Source organism: Collinsella sp. LCP19S3_C9 (assembly GCF_052121575.1).
Taxonomy (GTDB): Bacteria; Actinomycetota; Coriobacteriia; order Coriobacteriales; family Coriobacteriaceae; genus Collinsella.
In genome coordinates, this window is sequence record NZ_JBQKDZ010000001.1 from 49,479 (window position 1) to 63,289 (window position 13,811).

Sequence of the window (13,811 nt, forward strand, 5' to 3'; positions counted from 1 at the left end):
GATTACTTGTCGTCGTTCAGGTTTTGCTTGATGTCGTCCGCGGCGTTGGCGGCGTGATTCATAAGGTTGTTGATGCTGCCGGGCACGTCGCCGTCGCTATCGATGCGGTAGCGCATGCCAAAGAACAGGCCAATCAGCATGAGCCATATCGTGGCGCCCCAGGCAAACAGGGCGACGATGGGGATCAGGATGGGGATGTTGAGGATGATGGCGTCGCGGCGCGTGGCGATAAACTTGGTGTCCAGGCTCAGGCGGAAGAGCTTTTTGAGGTACTCCCACACGCTGTCCATCTTCTTGGAAAAGTCAGTCTTTTCGCTCGACTTCTCGTAGGCTGCCTGCGCGGCGACCATCTCGGCCGAGGGTTCATCGGCCGGCTCGGATTCGGTGGCGGCGTGCGCCGATGTGGTCTGGGTCTTGCCTTGCGACTCGAGCCAAATGATGGCATCCAGAACGTTGCCGTCGGTGGCGTCGAGCGCGGCCTTGGCATCGGTGTAGCTCACGTTGCACTTGGTGCGGATGGTTTCAACTTTTTCGAGGTCGTCCATGACCTGTCCTTTCGTTCGATGGGCACGACGCCAGGCGATCTGCCCGGGCGCGAGCGTTGCGTTCGGCGATCTGCGTTGCGCGGCGCCGCCCCGCCCTTGGTCGAACTTTATAGTGCAGGTTATAGATTAAGCGATTCTTGAGCCAAGATTAATGTTGGATGAGTTTTTGGGTGGTGTGAGGGAGGAGCGGAATGTGTCCATTGGGTTGCGCGGGGGAGAAACGACTCGCCTTTTGGACTGCTGCCGACGAGGTCTAATACTTTTCCGAGAAGTGAACGAGCTAAATCGGACCCCCGAAGCATCGACACTTTAGAGGTGCCGTTTCCTGGGGTTTCGGTGCTGGAATCCTGCGATTTTGCCGACGAAAAATGTGGATGCTTCAGGGGTCCAAAAACAGACGTTCACTTCGCGGAAAAGTATTAGACCTCGATAGCGGGGGATGGGGTGCCGGTGCAAAACGGCGTTAAGGGTTGGTCGAGCAGGTGGTTTTCAGGCGACTGGGACATGGCGGGCGGTTGATCACCTATACTGGTTGGGCTCAACTGGAGAGGTGATAACTAGTTATGAAATCAATCAATGTTGCAGCAGCGGTTATTCAGAAGGACGGAAAAATTCTGAGCTGCCAGCGCGGCTATGGCGAGTTTAAAGACGGCTGGGAATTTCCGGGCGGCAAGCTCGAGCCGGGCGAGACCGGCGAGCAGGCAATTGTGCGCGAGATTCAAGAAGAGCTCGAGGTCACGATCGGTAACCTCGACTATCTTTGCACGGTCGAACACGATTACGAGACGTTCCACCTGTCGATGCAGTGCTACCTAGCTACCATTCTTTCGGGGGAGTTCAAAGAGCATGCTCACGAGGATATGAAATGGCTTGATACCAATAACCTGTGGGATGTCGATTGGCTTCCGGCAGACGTTAAAGTCGTTAAGGAGCTCGAAAAGAAACTCGGGCTTATGTAAGAAAGGGGCGGGCGCCACATGGCGGCCCGCTCTTTTTTACTCGGCCTCGCTCAAATCGCTGAGCATAAACTCGTAGATGTCCTGTCGTACAGGCACATTGAGCTCATATTCGATTTCAACGGCGTTGTCGCCGCTCTTAGTTTTAATAGCTTCGAACTCACCGGTCGGATGCATTTCGCCTAAGAAATAGAACTCCTTGCCACCCTTATCGTCCTTATTCTTTCGCATAAACAAATACGTTTTCAGGCCGTTTTCCGGCCATACCTGCAGTCGCAGAATCTCGGGAGAGTTGAGCGTACGGTTGCCCTTGGAGATTGCGATAAGCTTGCTCGGCGAAACAAAGCGATCTTCATACTGAATTGACTCACTAATGTCGGGCGCCTTGTCATAGTTAATAAACACAGGGAATGTATTGGTCTTTTCGTCGTAAAAATAGCCGCCAAGATTTTGGCCGTTGATGTTCTTTTCCCAGTTCATCAAGCGGCAAACCTCTTCGTACGTGTACTTGGCGTTGAGAACGAAATTTGTGTTTTCGTACGTCTCGGCATAGTCGAGTCGGTTGCGCGCGATACCAAAATCCAGCACCTCAAGAATCTGACGTTTGAACTCTGCGTTGCGCAGAGCGGTCGCAAACACTTCGGTCAGACGAGGTCCGGTTCCATCGTCAATGAGCAGGGAAACGAAATCCTTAGGAGTGGCAAAGTCGCCCTTAAGGACTGCGATTGCCGACCTAACGGCGCTGTCCTTAAGCTGTGCGCGGTAGTTCCTAAGCGCAGCCTCGCGCATATGCCGGTAGCCCTCGTGTCCGGCTTCGACGAGCGTTTGAAGTAAATAGAGGTCTTCGAATCGCTTGCCCGCGGCAAGTTTTTGAGAAATAAATTTGAGAATCTTGGTTTGATCAGAGGAAAATTGAACCGTGTAGTCCGGCTCGTATTTGGAAAGAAATACGTGGTAGGAGCCCAGGCCGCTATTCTTGAAGATAAGCAGCGGATCGATGGAGCCGTTACGATCAAATTCGAGCAGCGAGGGAATCTTGCCGAGTTTTTGGCGCAAGTCGAGATATTCGTTTTTCAAAAACCTGACGGAGGTGAAATCGCCGCCGTCGATGGCCTTGTAAATGCGTGCCTCGGAAATACGATCGAAGCTCACGGTCGAGCATCCGGGGATCGCCGAATCGCCCTCTTGAACAAGACGGCGCAGGCGGTCTTTGTTATATGTCTTGTCACCCGAAAGCGCGATGGGCACCAGGAAGTTGCTCTGGTAGTTGCCAATAAAGTCGAGCACCAGTGCGTATTCCTTACCATCATTCAAGCGCAAACCTCGTCCGAGCTGCTGAATAAAGATGATTGCGGAGTCGGTGCGTCGAAGCATGATGATTTGATTGAGCGAGGGGATGTCGACGCCTTCGTTCATGATATCGACCGAGAAAATGTACTCGAGCTCGCCGGCTTCAAGTCGGCTGATCGCGGCATCGCGGACCTCATCGGGATCTTGACCGCTAATCGCAACCGTTCGATATCCGAGAGCGTTGAATTTGCGTGACAGTTCCTTGGCCTCGGCGTTTCGATTGCAAAAAATTAAGCCCCTGCGATTGCTTTTGGTGACGCTATATTCTTCGATCTTCTCGGTGATATGACGCACGCGCTCGTCGGACGTCAAGCGCCCGAACAGGGCGATATCTTCGACCGTTTCGTCGTCAATCTCCAGATCGTGAATGCCAAAATAATGGAAGGGGGCAAGCATCTCCTCGGCCAAAGCGTCCTGCAGCGTGATCTGGAACGCGATGATGTGATTGAAAAGAGCGAAGACGTCATAGCCGTCGGTGCGATTGGGTGTAGCGGTCATGCCCAGATAAAACCGAGGCGTAAAGTGCGACATGATGGATTGGTAACCCTGGGATCCCGTGCGGTGGGCCTCGTCGATGACGATGTAGTCGAACTCATCGGGACGGAAATCGCTCAGATGTTTGGCGACCGAAGAACACATGGCAAACACGCAGGTAGCATTGCTTATATTCTTGCCAGTTTGATAGGTGTCGAACGTATAGGTACTACCTAAGAGGCGTTCGTAGCTTGCGCGGGAGGCGTCGATAATGCGCCGGCGGTGCGCAAGAAAGAGGACGCGCCGGGGTTTAGTTGCGAGCACGTCGAACGCCGAAAGGAAGGTCTTGCCGGTGCCGGTTGCCGAGACCAGCAGGGCGCGGGTCTCGCCCTTGCGGTGGATTACGCCGAGCGCCTCAAGGGCGCGCTGCTGCATTTTATTGGGCTTGATTTCTTCGAGGTCATTCTGCACCGGCGTTTCCGCAGATCTGAATGTCGGTTTCGATTTGGGCTTTGGCGGACGTGCCGATCGATATGCGGCATAGTTCTCAATCCAGTCTTGGGAAAGCAAAACAGTTGAGGTGTCGTTCCACAACGAATTGAACTCGCCCCTCAGTTCGCCGAGTAAGCGGCTGTTATCGACAGTCTGATACAGCACGTTCCATTCTTTATTACAGGTGAGGGCGGTCTGCGTCATGTTCGAGCTGCCGATGATGACCGTGCTGGTTTCGCCCTTATCAAAAATATATCCCTTGGCATGCAAATTACCTTGGAATACGCGAACTTCCATGTTGTCGTATTCCAGGAGCTTGCGAAACGCATCGGGTGAGTTGAAGTTGAGATAGGTGGACGTGAGCAGCCTGCCCTTAATGCCACGCTGTTTGAGCTCCTGGAACGCCTCGACCAGGATTTGGAGACCGCCGTCTGCAACAAACGCTACGCAAAAGTCAAAGGAGCTGCAGGTTGAGAGCTGCTCTTTGATAACGGATAGTAGTGTTCCGCCTGTCGCCTTCGAGTTGGCGATGAGCTTGGGTGAATCGTTCTCGCGTGCAAGCGAGTCGAATTCAATATCAATCTGCTGCTGCGTAGTCATCCCGGCCAAACCTTTCGAAAGACTATGTTGGCGCCAGGATAACAGATCGATCGTTCGTGTTTTGGGCATATGACGGTATTGATTGCCGGCTTTGGTCTGAGGGGCGCGGTTTCTCCATTGATGTCCGCACGGCATGTGACACTTACCCTGCCGCCCTGCTCTGCCGCGGCGGCATGTACCCAAACAACGGCCCTCTAAGGAGTCCGATATTGATGAGTGATAACACCAAGCATCTCGCAAAGAAGTGCGTTAAGGACGCGGGGCCGTGCCTCGCGCTGTGCGTGGTCGGCGCAGCGGTCGCGCTGTTGGCTGTTCTGGGACCATTCGACGTGCTCCGAAGTGCCAACTCTCTGCACGTTTGCATGGCTCTTGCCGGCGCTATGATGACCGGCGGCGTGCTCGATCTGATTTTTTGGGTGCTTGATCCGTTTGGATGGAAGAACGAGGGGTAAGCCCTAAGGGATGGAAGGGCTGGAACGGTTGGCTTAGTGATCGTGCAGAATGTGGACTAGCTACTTACGGGGAAGCGGTGATCCGATGACGGTCTATGTGACGGGCGATATTCACGGCGGCGTCGACATGCAAAAGCTGCGCGACTGGGATCTTGGGGATAGTCTGACGAGCGACGACCATCTGATTGTCGCGGGCGACTTTGGCTTTCCGTGGGATTTCTCTGCCGAGGAGTGCGCCGACATCGCTTGGCTGGAATCGCGTCCCTATACCGTGCTGTTCGTCGACGGCAATCACGAGCGTTTCGATCACTGGGCGGAGCGTCCCATGGAGCTGTGGCACGGTGGGCTAACGCAACGCCTGTCGGATACCTCTCCCATACGGCGCCTGACGCGCGGCGAGGTTTTTGAGCTCGACGGCTCAACGATCTTTACCATGGGCGGCGCCACGAGCGTGGATAAGGAATACCGCATTCCCTATTCCAGCTGGTGGCCACAGGAGCTGCCGGACGAGCGCAACTTTGAGGAGGCGCGGACAAAGCTCGACAGCGTGGGCTGGAAGGTTGACTACGTGGTCACCCATACCTGCTCTACGCGCATGCTTTCGCCCACGCTCTATCCTGCGCCCGGCTGGAATTGCCCCGACGTCGACCGACTTACAGCATTTTTCGATGAGCTGGAAGACCGCTTGGACTACAAGCGCTGGTACTACGGGCATTTTCATCGGGATGCCAACCCTGCCGAGCGCCATACCGTGCTCTACGACTGCATCGTTCGCTTGGGCGACGAACTCCAGCCCTGGGACGTTGCGTAGGGGCGAGGTATTTGGCTACTCGTCCGTTACAGCGATGTTCTTGCGGTGCGCGCGGATGACATTCCAGCTAAAGTGCTCGACCAGCTGCTCGGCAGAGCGCGGCGTGGTGTCCGGCGCGATGCCCGTTTGCCCGGCGAGCCATCCCAGCAGTGCCTCGGGCGTGCCAAAGCGTGCGCGTAGCTCGCCCAGGTCCAGATCGCGGTCGCGCTTGGAAAGGCGGCGGCCGTCTGGCGACACGAGCAGCGGAATGTGCGCGTAGTGCGGCGTGGGAAGTCCCAGCAGATGCTGCAGATAGATTTGGCGGGGCGTAGAGCCCAGCAGATCGCATCCGCGCACGACCTCGGTGACGCCCATGGCAGCGTCGTCGACCACCACGGCTAGCTGGTAGGCAAAAACGCCGTCGCTGCGGCGCACCAAAAAGTCGCCGCACTCGGTGGCGAGTGCCTCGCATTGGGCTCCGTACGTGCGGTCAACGAATTCGATCACGTCGCCGGCGAGGTCGTCGACGGCGGGCACGCGCAGGCGCGTGGCGGGAGCGCGCAGGGCACTGCGGCGGGCAACCTCCTCGGCAGAAAGGCCTCGGCAGGCGCCGCGGTAGATGGGCGTGCCGTCGCTGGCATGCGGCGCGCTCGCGGCGTGGAGCTCGGCACGCGTACAAAAGCAGGGATAGGTGAGGTCGACGTCATTCAGCTGGCGCAAGGCGCTTTCGTACAGGTCCAGACGATCGTGCTGGTAGTAGGGCCCTTCGTCCCACTCAAGCCCTAGCCAGGCCAGGTCGTCAATCAATTGAGCGGCAAGTTCCGGGCGCTTGCAGCGATCGTCCAGGTCCTCGATGCGCAACACGATGCTGCCGCCTTGGCTGCGGGCCGAAAGCCACGAGCACAGGCAGCTGAACACGTTGCCCAGGTGCATGCGGCCCGAGGGCGACGGGGCAAAACGGCCTACGACAGGTACGGGAACGGAGGCGGGCGGCGTTGTTGGCGCGTTCGCGGCGGGCGTTGCTATGTTGCGTGCGTTGATATCCATGCGGACGAGTATAGCGCGGGGCGCGATGGGGAGGCGTCACTGTGGTCCGCAAGTTGTCGAGGCCCCGCATTGCGTATGGTGGGCCGCAGGCTCGGTGCTTTGATTCCTGTCGATCAGCTCAGTACCTTAGACAACAGAAACCCCGGCAGCTCTTCGCAACTGCCGGGGTTTCCGCGGAAAAGGGGGACATGATCCTCGAGCGAACGGCAAAGGGGCAAACCAGTTTCGCTCAACTGCTTTATGCCCCTCGGCTGACGGCTCAATCAGCGCGTGCCGCGCCCACACAAAGCTGCTACACCTGTGACGGAGCTGTGAAGTGGTATCTATTGCTGGCGCGGGCCATGCCAAGGGTGTCCCTCATGACTAGTCATTTAAGAACGCCCCAATGACTACCCAATGATTAGCTGCTGGCGGCAGGCATGACTTTCATCCCGTTTGGCGCTCCGGTCGCCTAGATGTTCGTCATGTGTACCCGCAAACGTGGGACAATGGCGCTGTTGGTTTTACAGACAAAGGATGTGCCTATGAACGCCCCCGTTGCCAATGCTTGTCGGCAGCGCTGCCCGTTTGCGCGATTTGCTTCCATTTGCGCACTCGTCGCGTGCGTGCTGCTGCTGTTGCCCGCCGTTGCACGTGCCGACGGGTATTCCATGACCCAAACCTATATCGGTGCCACGGTTGAAGCCGATGGGTCGCTGACCGTTGTCGAGGGACGCCAGTTTGATTTCGACGACGACATCAACGGCGTGTATTGGGATATCAATACGGGCACCAACCAACAGGGTGGTACGGCGGGTGTCGATGTGCTGAGCGTCGAGGAAGATGATGCCGCGTTTAGCAGGGTTGACTATGCAAACAAAGGCGACAACGGCGTCTATACGGTTGAGCAGTCCGACGGCGGCGTAAAGATCAAGGTGTTCAGCCCCCACGAGAGTGGCGACAGCGCGATCTATTACGTGAGCTACACCATGACCGGTGCGGTTATGAACTGGTCCGATACCGCCGAGCTTTACTGGAAGTTTGTGGGCGACGGCTGGTCTGCGGACTCCGATGACGTCGAGATGGAAGTTTACTTCGCAAATGCCGCTGCCGGAACGGCGGCCGTCAAGGGCGATAACTTCCGTGCATGGGGCCACGGTCCGCTCACGGGCGACGTGTCGCTCGACGCGGACGAGCCCATGGTCACCTATACCATACCCTGCGTGCATCAGGGTGAATTCGCCGAGGCGCGCATCGCCTTCCCCAGCGATTGGGTGCCGCAGCTCGCCGTCTCGGGCAAGGAACGCATGTCGACAATTCTGAGCGAGGAGAAGGCGTGGGCCGAGGAGGCCAACGCCCGCCGCGCTCACGCCCGCATGATCGCCAATGCACTTGCCGTGGTTAGCGTTGTCGCGGCGGTGGCCTTTACCGGCACGATCGTCGTGCTCAAGTTGCGCAAGCGCAAGCCCAAACCGCTGTTCCAGGACGAATACTTCCGCGACGTGCCCTCGGCCGACCATCCCGCCGTGCTTTCGGCCCTCATGAGCTGGAACGAGGTGCCCGATCAGGCATATATCGCCACGCTCATGAAGCTCACCGACGATCGCGTGATCAAGTTAGAGGAGGCAATCGCGACCAAGGGCAAGAAGGGCCTGCTCCATCGCGAAAAAGAGGAACAGACGTATCGTGTGACGGTGAGTGATGCGGGCTGGAGGTCGGCCAAGGGCATTGACCGCATGGTGCTCAAGGTTTTCTTTGCCGGTGCTAAGCCCGACGAGAACGGCGATCGCTCGCGCACGTTTGACGAGCTGCAACACTATGTTAAGCAGCACGCTACGCCCGTGGGCGACAAGCTCAAGGACTATCAGAGCACCGTTAAGGGCAAACTGGCCGATAGCGAGTACGTTGCCTCGGACGGCATTGTCGCAATGGTGTTTTGCCTGGTTCTTGGTACTCTGATCGCCTTTGTTCCCGTGGGATCCATCTTCTTTACCGACGGCGCACAGGCGAACATTGTCGCCGCGGTTATCTCGGTGCCGATTGTGCTGGTGGGTATTGGCGTGGGCCTTACGTTCCGCCGCCTTACGCCGGAGGGCGCCGAGGTGGCGGCTCGCTGCAAGGCGCTCAAGCATTGGCTCGAGGACTTCACGCGTCTAAAGGAAGCCGTCCCCGGCGATCTGGTGCTGTGGAATAAACTTCTGGTGATGGGTGCGGCGCTGGGCGTTTCCAAGGAAGTTCTGCGTCAGCTTGCCGAGGCCGTGCCGCCCGAGGTGCGCGAGGCCGACGGCTTCTACGACAATTACCCCTGCTACTGGTGGTACTACCATCACTACGGAAACCAGTCTCCGCTCGATTCGTTCGATGGCGTGTATCACGAGAGCATCCGTGAGCTGGCTTCGAGTTCCGATAGCTCGAGCGGCGGCGGCGGTGGTGGCTTCTCGGGCGGCGGGGGCGGCGGCGTCGGCGGAGGCGGCGGCGGAACGTTCTAGCGGTCCTAAATTATGGGATGGGCTTTTCTCGGCAGCCGTCGGGGAAAGCCCATCCCCTTTTTATGCGCCAAAATGCGCCGATCTTTTACTTTTGCCCACCGCCATTTGCAGAATCCTCTATAGGGTGATGCCAGCGAGGGTTTCGGTGACTCTTTTGTTCAAGACTGTCCCCGGCGACTAGTCATTTAAGAACGTCCCCAACGACTAGGTGTGGTTGCTGCCAAGGAGTGTCCCGGGGTGCCAGCACAAAGGGGACGTCCCTAACTGCCAGGTTTAAGCTGTTAGGTCGAGTTCGTAGAGGAAGCTTTCGCGCGGCATGTCGTGGCGGCGCTCTTCGCGGTTGGCGCGGTGCGTGGCCGTGCGCTTAAAGCCGTGCAGCTCGTAGAACTTCCACGAGCAGTTGGAGTCGGTATACAGGTGCGCTCTCGACGCTCCGCGCGAGGACAGGTGCGAGACCGCGGCATCGAGCAGAACCGAGCCAACGCCCAGGCCGTGGACATCGCGATCCACGGCAAGCAACGTGACCTCGTTGTCATGCGGCAGCGGGCTGCTCTCGAGCAGGCGGTTGTTGGTCCGAATGGTGGCGCGCACAAACGAGAGATACTCGGCACAGGCATCGGGCTCCAGCTCACGCATCTGCGACAGCAATGCGCGTTCGGTATCCATCCAATGCTCCTTAACGGTGGCGCCGCTGCTTTGCCCCGCACGTGCGAGTGCAATGCCGCGCGCCTGGCCGTCGATTACGGCGACCTGCGAAAACGTCGATGATGAAAGGCAATAGGCGAGGTCGCACGCGGCCTCAAGGCGGTTGTACTCTTCGTTATCCGAATTGTTATGCCAAAGCTGCTGCAAGATCAGCGCGATGGCGTCGAAGTCTTCGGTATCAAACGGTCGGTAGAGAACCCGCGAGACCATAGTGCCTCTTTCTATTGCGGATGCATATCGAGCACAGTTCTACCATGCCATTGGCATCTAATTATGGTGCCCCTGTGTTCCATCAACTCACCGTGCCTAGTGGCGCTCCTGCAACCCCCGCTCGCAAGCTTTTTCTGCACATGCGCCCGTTACGGGGTGCATCGATGCGCTCGATGCGCTACATTGAATCAGTATTTTCAATGCCGCTGCGCGAGCGCTGCAGATCGACGTATCACCGACTCACAGAGCACGGCGGCGTACCAGACAGGAGGACTGCATGGGATCTGATGTGAAGATCGCACGCGCGTTGATCTCGGTTACCGATAAGACGGGCGTCGTCGATTTCGCACGGACGCTGGTTGACGACTTTGGCGTCGAGATCATCTCTACGGGCGGCACGGCTCGTGCCATCGAGGACGCGGGCGTTCCCGTAACCCCCATCGAGGAGTTCACGGGCTATCCCGAGATGATGGACGGCCGCGTCAAGACGCTGCACCCCAAGGTTCACGGCGCGCTGCTGGCTCGCCGCGATTCCGAGCAGCACATGCAGGAGGCAGCTCAGCACGGCATTAAGCTGATCGACCTGGTCGTCGTCAACCTGTACGAGTTCGAGAAGACCGTCGCCAACCCCGAGGTCACCTTCGCGGATGCCATCGAGCACATCGATATCGGTGGCCCCTCCATGCTTCGCTCTGCCGCCAAGAACGCCGCGAGCGTTACCGTCATCTCCGACCCGGCCGACTATGATGCCGTCCTGGCCGAGATGCGCGAGACCGGTGGCTGCACCACGCTTTCCACCCGTCGTCGCCTGCAGGTGAAGGTCTACCAGACCACCGCCGCCTACGACACGGCTATCTCCCGTTGGCTTGCTGCCCAGGCAAGCGACGTGGCGGACACCTCTGCCAAACTCGAGGTCTCGCTGGAGAAGGTCGACGACCTGCGCTATGGCGAGAATCCTCAGCAGAAGGCTACGGTCTACCGCTTTGCCGATGGCTGCGAGAACTCCGCGAGCTCGCAGTTCCCGCTCGTGGGCTCCGAGCAGATTCAGGGCAAGCCGCTCAGCTACAACAACTATTTGGACGCCGATGCCGCTTGGAACCTGGTTCGCGAGTTCGACGAGCCTGCCTGCGTGATCCTCAAGCATCAGAACCCCTGCGGCTCCGCCGTTGCCGAGGACATCACGGCTGCCTACGACCGCGCCTTTGCCTGCGATCCCAAGAGCGCTTTCGGCGGCATCATCGCCTGCAACCGCGAGGTTCCCTTTGAGCTGGTTGAGCACTTTGCCGATCAGAACAAGCAGTTCGTCGAGGTCATCATCGCCCCGAGCTACACCGCCGAGGCGCTCGAGCGCATGGCCAAGCGCCCCAACCTGCGCGTGCTGGCTACCGGCGGCGTGGACCACGGCGCCAAGGTGGAGTTGCGCTCCATCGACGGCGGCATGTTGGTGCAGGAGGTCGACCACGTGATCGAGGATCCCGCGACCTTTACGTTCCCCACCGACCGCAAGCCCACCGATGCCGAGATGGCCGAGCTTGAGTTTGCCTGGAAGGTCTGCAAGGGCGTCAAGTCCAACGCCATCCTGGTCTCCAAGGGTAAGGCCGGCATTGGCATGGGCCCGGGCCAGCCCAACCGCGTTGACTCCGCACTGCTTGCCTGCGAGCGCGCCGAGGACTTCTGCGAGCGCGAGGGCGTGGAGAAGGGCGGCTTTGCCTGCGCAAGCGACGCGTTCTTCCCGTTCCGCGACAACGTCGACGTGCTTGCTGAGCACGGCGTGACCTGCATCATCCAGCCCGGCGGCTCCAAGCGCGACGACGAGAGCATCCAGGCCTGCAACGAGCATGGCATCGCAATGGTCTTCACGGGCGCCCGCCACTTCCGCCACTAATGATCGTTACGCGGTTTTACCAAACCGCGTAACTGCTCGACGCTGCGCCGGCCCCAAGCACCTCATCTCGCCGCTCAAACCGTCGCTCGCGTACAGAAGTACGCGTCGCTCCTCTTTCGCGGCGACCTGAGGCACTTGGGTCCGGCTCGCTGGCTTATGCTCCACCAGCGGTATTTGCTCGCCCCGAACTAAAGCTATCTATTGCCGCCCGTGCCGGTTGGTGCAGGCGGCTTTTTTGGGTATAACGGTGCGGTGTATGTTTTTGAGAAAGGTTGGATATGGCCGTTGTGGATGATGCCGAGCTGTTTGGCAATGCCGAGGACCAGCGTGCGTACGAGGACTTTTGCGCCAATCAGGAGGCGGTCGAGAAGTTTACGCTCGACAAGCCCGCGCTTGTCTGCCGTTGGCGCATGTCCAACAAAAAGGTGCCCATGCTCAACCGCCACATTCGTGCGCTGTCCGAGCGCCTGGTGCAGGGCGAGCCGCTCACCCATAACATGCTCAGCTGGGCCAAGCAGCACGTTGAGTGGTCGCTTGCCGAGGGCGATTACACCGCGCGCGACGGCGTGCTCATGCTGGTGATCGACGTTAACGGCAATGCCGCCATGACGGTGGGGGAGTACGAGCCGCTGGCCGATACTTCGGCCAAGGCGCTGCGTGCCCGCTCCGCCGAGGCCCGCTCCGAGGCCGACGAAACCGGCGTGGCGCCCGAGCTGCTCGCCGCCGTCAACAACGGCGAGCTGGTCTTTGTGGCACCGGCGGACGAGTGCCTGTGTGGCACGGCAACGCTTATCGAGCAGCTGGCCCAGACCAAGGGCATCCCGGTCACGCGCGTGGACATTCCCGCGCAGCTCAAGGGCGCGCTGTTCCTGGTGAGTGACGAGCACGGCGTGGTCCCTGCCGCCGAGACGGACGCCGCCGAGTCCGACGCCGCTACGGTTGCCTTCTTTGCCGAAGGCTACGAAAAGCTCCGTGCCCACCGCTAAATGATTTTCCTGGGACGGGGATTTAATAATCATTTGATCCTCGCTCCCGTTGCGAGCGAGGGGCGAGCCAAACGCTTTCGTTCGCGAACAGTTCTGTCACCTTGGTGCCTCGCGAGGCACGCACCTGCGGCTCCGCGGTCATAATGGGGCAAGACAACCAAGAGGGGAGCGGAATCCATGGCGCTGATCTATGTCGTTGAGGACGACGAGCGCATTCGTCGTGAGCTTGTCGACATCCTTGCCCGCGCCGGGTTTGAAATCGAGGCCTGCGAATCGTTTGAGCATGTCTCGCGCGATATCCTTGCCGCCGCGCCCGACTTGGTGTTGCTCGACCTCACGCTTCCCGTCAAGGACGGCCAACATATCTGCCACGAGGTTCGCCGCGAATCCGAGGTTCCTATCATCGTCCTCACGTCGCGCACGACCGAGATCGACGAGGTCATGGCCATGACGCTTGGCGCGGACGACTTTGTTCCCAAGCCTTACAGCGCCCGTGTGCTCGTGGCGCACATCAATGCGTTGCTGCGCCGCACCGCGGCGGCGGGCGATCGCAGCACGCTCGTCCACAAGGGGCTGGAGCTCGACCTCGCCCGCTCCATGGTTACCAATACGGCAACCGGCGACAGTACCGAGCTCACCAAAAACGAGCTGCGTATCCTCTCGCTGCTCTTGGGCCGCGCGGGCAAGATTGTCTCGCGCTCGGCTATCATGCAGGACCTGTGGGACTCCGACGCCTTCGTGGACGACAATACGCTCACCGTCAATATCAACCGCCTGCGCACCACGCTCGAAAAAATCGGCATCAAGGGGTATTTGACGACGCATCGCGGCCAAGGCTATTCGGTCTAGGG

The 13,811-nt window shown here is 59.0% G+C and carries 11 protein-coding genes; 7 read left to right on the forward strand and 4 right to left on the reverse strand.

The features are described from left to right. Positions 1 to 2 precede the first annotated feature (2 nt). Positions 3 to 545 carry a DUF4342 domain-containing protein gene (locus ACTQXI_RS00240; protein WP_441548114.1) on the reverse strand — a complete coding sequence of 181 codons (543 nt, stop codon included), beginning with the start codon at positions 543 to 545 and terminating at the stop codon, positions 3 to 5. A 563-nt stretch (positions 546 to 1,108) separates the two neighbouring features. Here ACTQXI_RS00240 and ACTQXI_RS00245 point away from each other — a divergent pair. Continuing rightward, complete coding sequence (locus ACTQXI_RS00245) at positions 1,109 to 1,504, forward strand: (deoxy)nucleoside triphosphate pyrophosphohydrolase (protein ID WP_441048718.1); 396 nt, start codon at positions 1,109 to 1,111, stop codon at positions 1,502 to 1,504. 36 nt (positions 1,505 to 1,540) lie between these two features. On the opposite strand, the gene ACTQXI_RS00250 is transcribed toward ACTQXI_RS00245, so the two are convergent. Continuing rightward, complete coding sequence (locus ACTQXI_RS00250) at positions 1,541 to 4,657, reverse strand: DUF3427 domain-containing protein (protein WP_441548115.1); 3,117 nt, start codon at positions 4,655 to 4,657, stop codon at positions 1,541 to 1,543. Here ACTQXI_RS00250 and ACTQXI_RS00255 point away from each other — a divergent pair. After that, positions 4,630 to 4,869 (forward strand): hypothetical protein, encoded by a 240-nt coding sequence (locus ACTQXI_RS00255; RefSeq protein ID WP_441048716.1) that lies wholly within the window; start codon positions 4,630 to 4,632, stop codon positions 4,867 to 4,869. The genes ACTQXI_RS00250 and ACTQXI_RS00255 overlap by 28 nt on opposite strands. Before the next feature lie 85 nt (positions 4,870 to 4,954). Next, a complete protein-coding gene (locus ACTQXI_RS00260; protein WP_441048715.1) occupies positions 4,955 to 5,680 on the forward strand; it encodes a metallophosphoesterase in 726 nt (241 codons plus the stop codon). 15 nt (positions 5,681 to 5,695) lie between these two features. On the opposite strand, the gene gluQRS is transcribed toward ACTQXI_RS00260, so the two are convergent. Further along, the gene (gene gluQRS, locus ACTQXI_RS00265) at positions 5,696 to 6,706 is read right to left on the reverse strand and encodes a tRNA glutamyl-Q(34) synthetase GluQRS (protein WP_441548116.1); all 1,011 of its coding nucleotides are present in this window, start codon (positions 6,704 to 6,706) and stop codon (positions 5,696 to 5,698) included. Between the two features lie 524 nt (positions 6,707 to 7,230). Here gluQRS and ACTQXI_RS00270 point away from each other — a divergent pair. After that, a complete protein-coding gene (locus ACTQXI_RS00270; protein WP_441548117.1) occupies positions 7,231 to 9,174 on the forward strand; it encodes a DUF2207 family protein in 1,944 nt (647 codons plus the stop codon). Positions 9,175 to 9,447: 273 nt separating this feature from the next. Here the strand turns inward: ACTQXI_RS00270 and ACTQXI_RS00275 are convergent, their stop codons facing one another. Next, the gene (locus ACTQXI_RS00275) at positions 9,448 to 10,089 is read right to left on the reverse strand and encodes a GNAT family N-acetyltransferase (RefSeq protein WP_427728515.1); all 642 of its coding nucleotides are present in this window, start codon (positions 10,087 to 10,089) and stop codon (positions 9,448 to 9,450) included. Between the two features lie 277 nt (positions 10,090 to 10,366). Between ACTQXI_RS00275 and purH the strand changes: the two genes are divergently transcribed. From purH to ACTQXI_RS00290, 3 genes are all read left to right on the forward strand, one after another. Further along, entirely contained in the window at positions 10,367 to 11,974 is a 1,608-nt protein-coding gene (gene purH, locus ACTQXI_RS00280) for a bifunctional phosphoribosylaminoimidazolecarboxamide formyltransferase/IMP cyclohydrolase (RefSeq protein ID WP_427794233.1), read from the forward strand. 278 nt (positions 11,975 to 12,252) lie between these two features. Next, positions 12,253 to 12,960 (forward strand): hypothetical protein, encoded by a 708-nt coding sequence (locus ACTQXI_RS00285; RefSeq protein WP_427748083.1) that lies wholly within the window; start codon positions 12,253 to 12,255, stop codon positions 12,958 to 12,960. A 177-nt stretch (positions 12,961 to 13,137) separates the two neighbouring features. Beyond that, complete coding sequence (locus tag ACTQXI_RS00290) at positions 13,138 to 13,809, forward strand: response regulator transcription factor (RefSeq protein WP_427728526.1); 672 nt, start codon at positions 13,138 to 13,140, stop codon at positions 13,807 to 13,809. Positions 13,810 to 13,811: the final 2 nt, after the last annotated feature.

What these genes read in the sequence shown, in the direction of transcription:
- ACTQXI_RS00270 (WP_441548117.1), top strand. Translation starts at nt 7,231, where the DNA reads ATGAACGCCCCCGTTGCCAATGCTTGTCGGCAGCGCTGCCCGTTTGCG.
- ACTQXI_RS00245 (WP_441048718.1), top strand. Translation starts at nt 1,109, where the DNA reads ATGAAATCAATCAATGTTGCAGCAGCGGTTATTCAGAAGGACGGAAAA.
- ACTQXI_RS00275 (WP_427728515.1), bottom strand. Translation starts at nt 10,089, where the DNA reads ATGGTCTCGCGGGTTCTCTACCGACCGTTTGATACCGAAGACTTCGAC.
- ACTQXI_RS00255 (WP_441048716.1), top strand. Translation starts at nt 4,630, where the DNA reads ATGAGTGATAACACCAAGCATCTCGCAAAGAAGTGCGTTAAGGACGCG.
- gluQRS (WP_441548116.1), bottom strand. Translation starts at nt 6,706, where the DNA reads ATGGATATCAACGCACGCAACATAGCAACGCCCGCCGCGAACGCGCCA.
- purH (WP_427794233.1), top strand. Translation starts at nt 10,367, where the DNA reads ATGGGATCTGATGTGAAGATCGCACGCGCGTTGATCTCGGTTACCGAT.
- ACTQXI_RS00285 (WP_427748083.1), top strand. Translation starts at nt 12,253, where the DNA reads ATGGCCGTTGTGGATGATGCCGAGCTGTTTGGCAATGCCGAGGACCAG.
- ACTQXI_RS00290 (WP_427728526.1), top strand. Translation starts at nt 13,138, where the DNA reads ATGGCGCTGATCTATGTCGTTGAGGACGACGAGCGCATTCGTCGTGAG.
- ACTQXI_RS00240 (WP_441548114.1), bottom strand. Translation starts at nt 545, where the DNA reads ATGGACGACCTCGAAAAAGTTGAAACCATCCGCACCAAGTGCAACGTG.
- ACTQXI_RS00260 (WP_441048715.1), top strand. Translation starts at nt 4,955, where the DNA reads ATGACGGTCTATGTGACGGGCGATATTCACGGCGGCGTCGACATGCAA.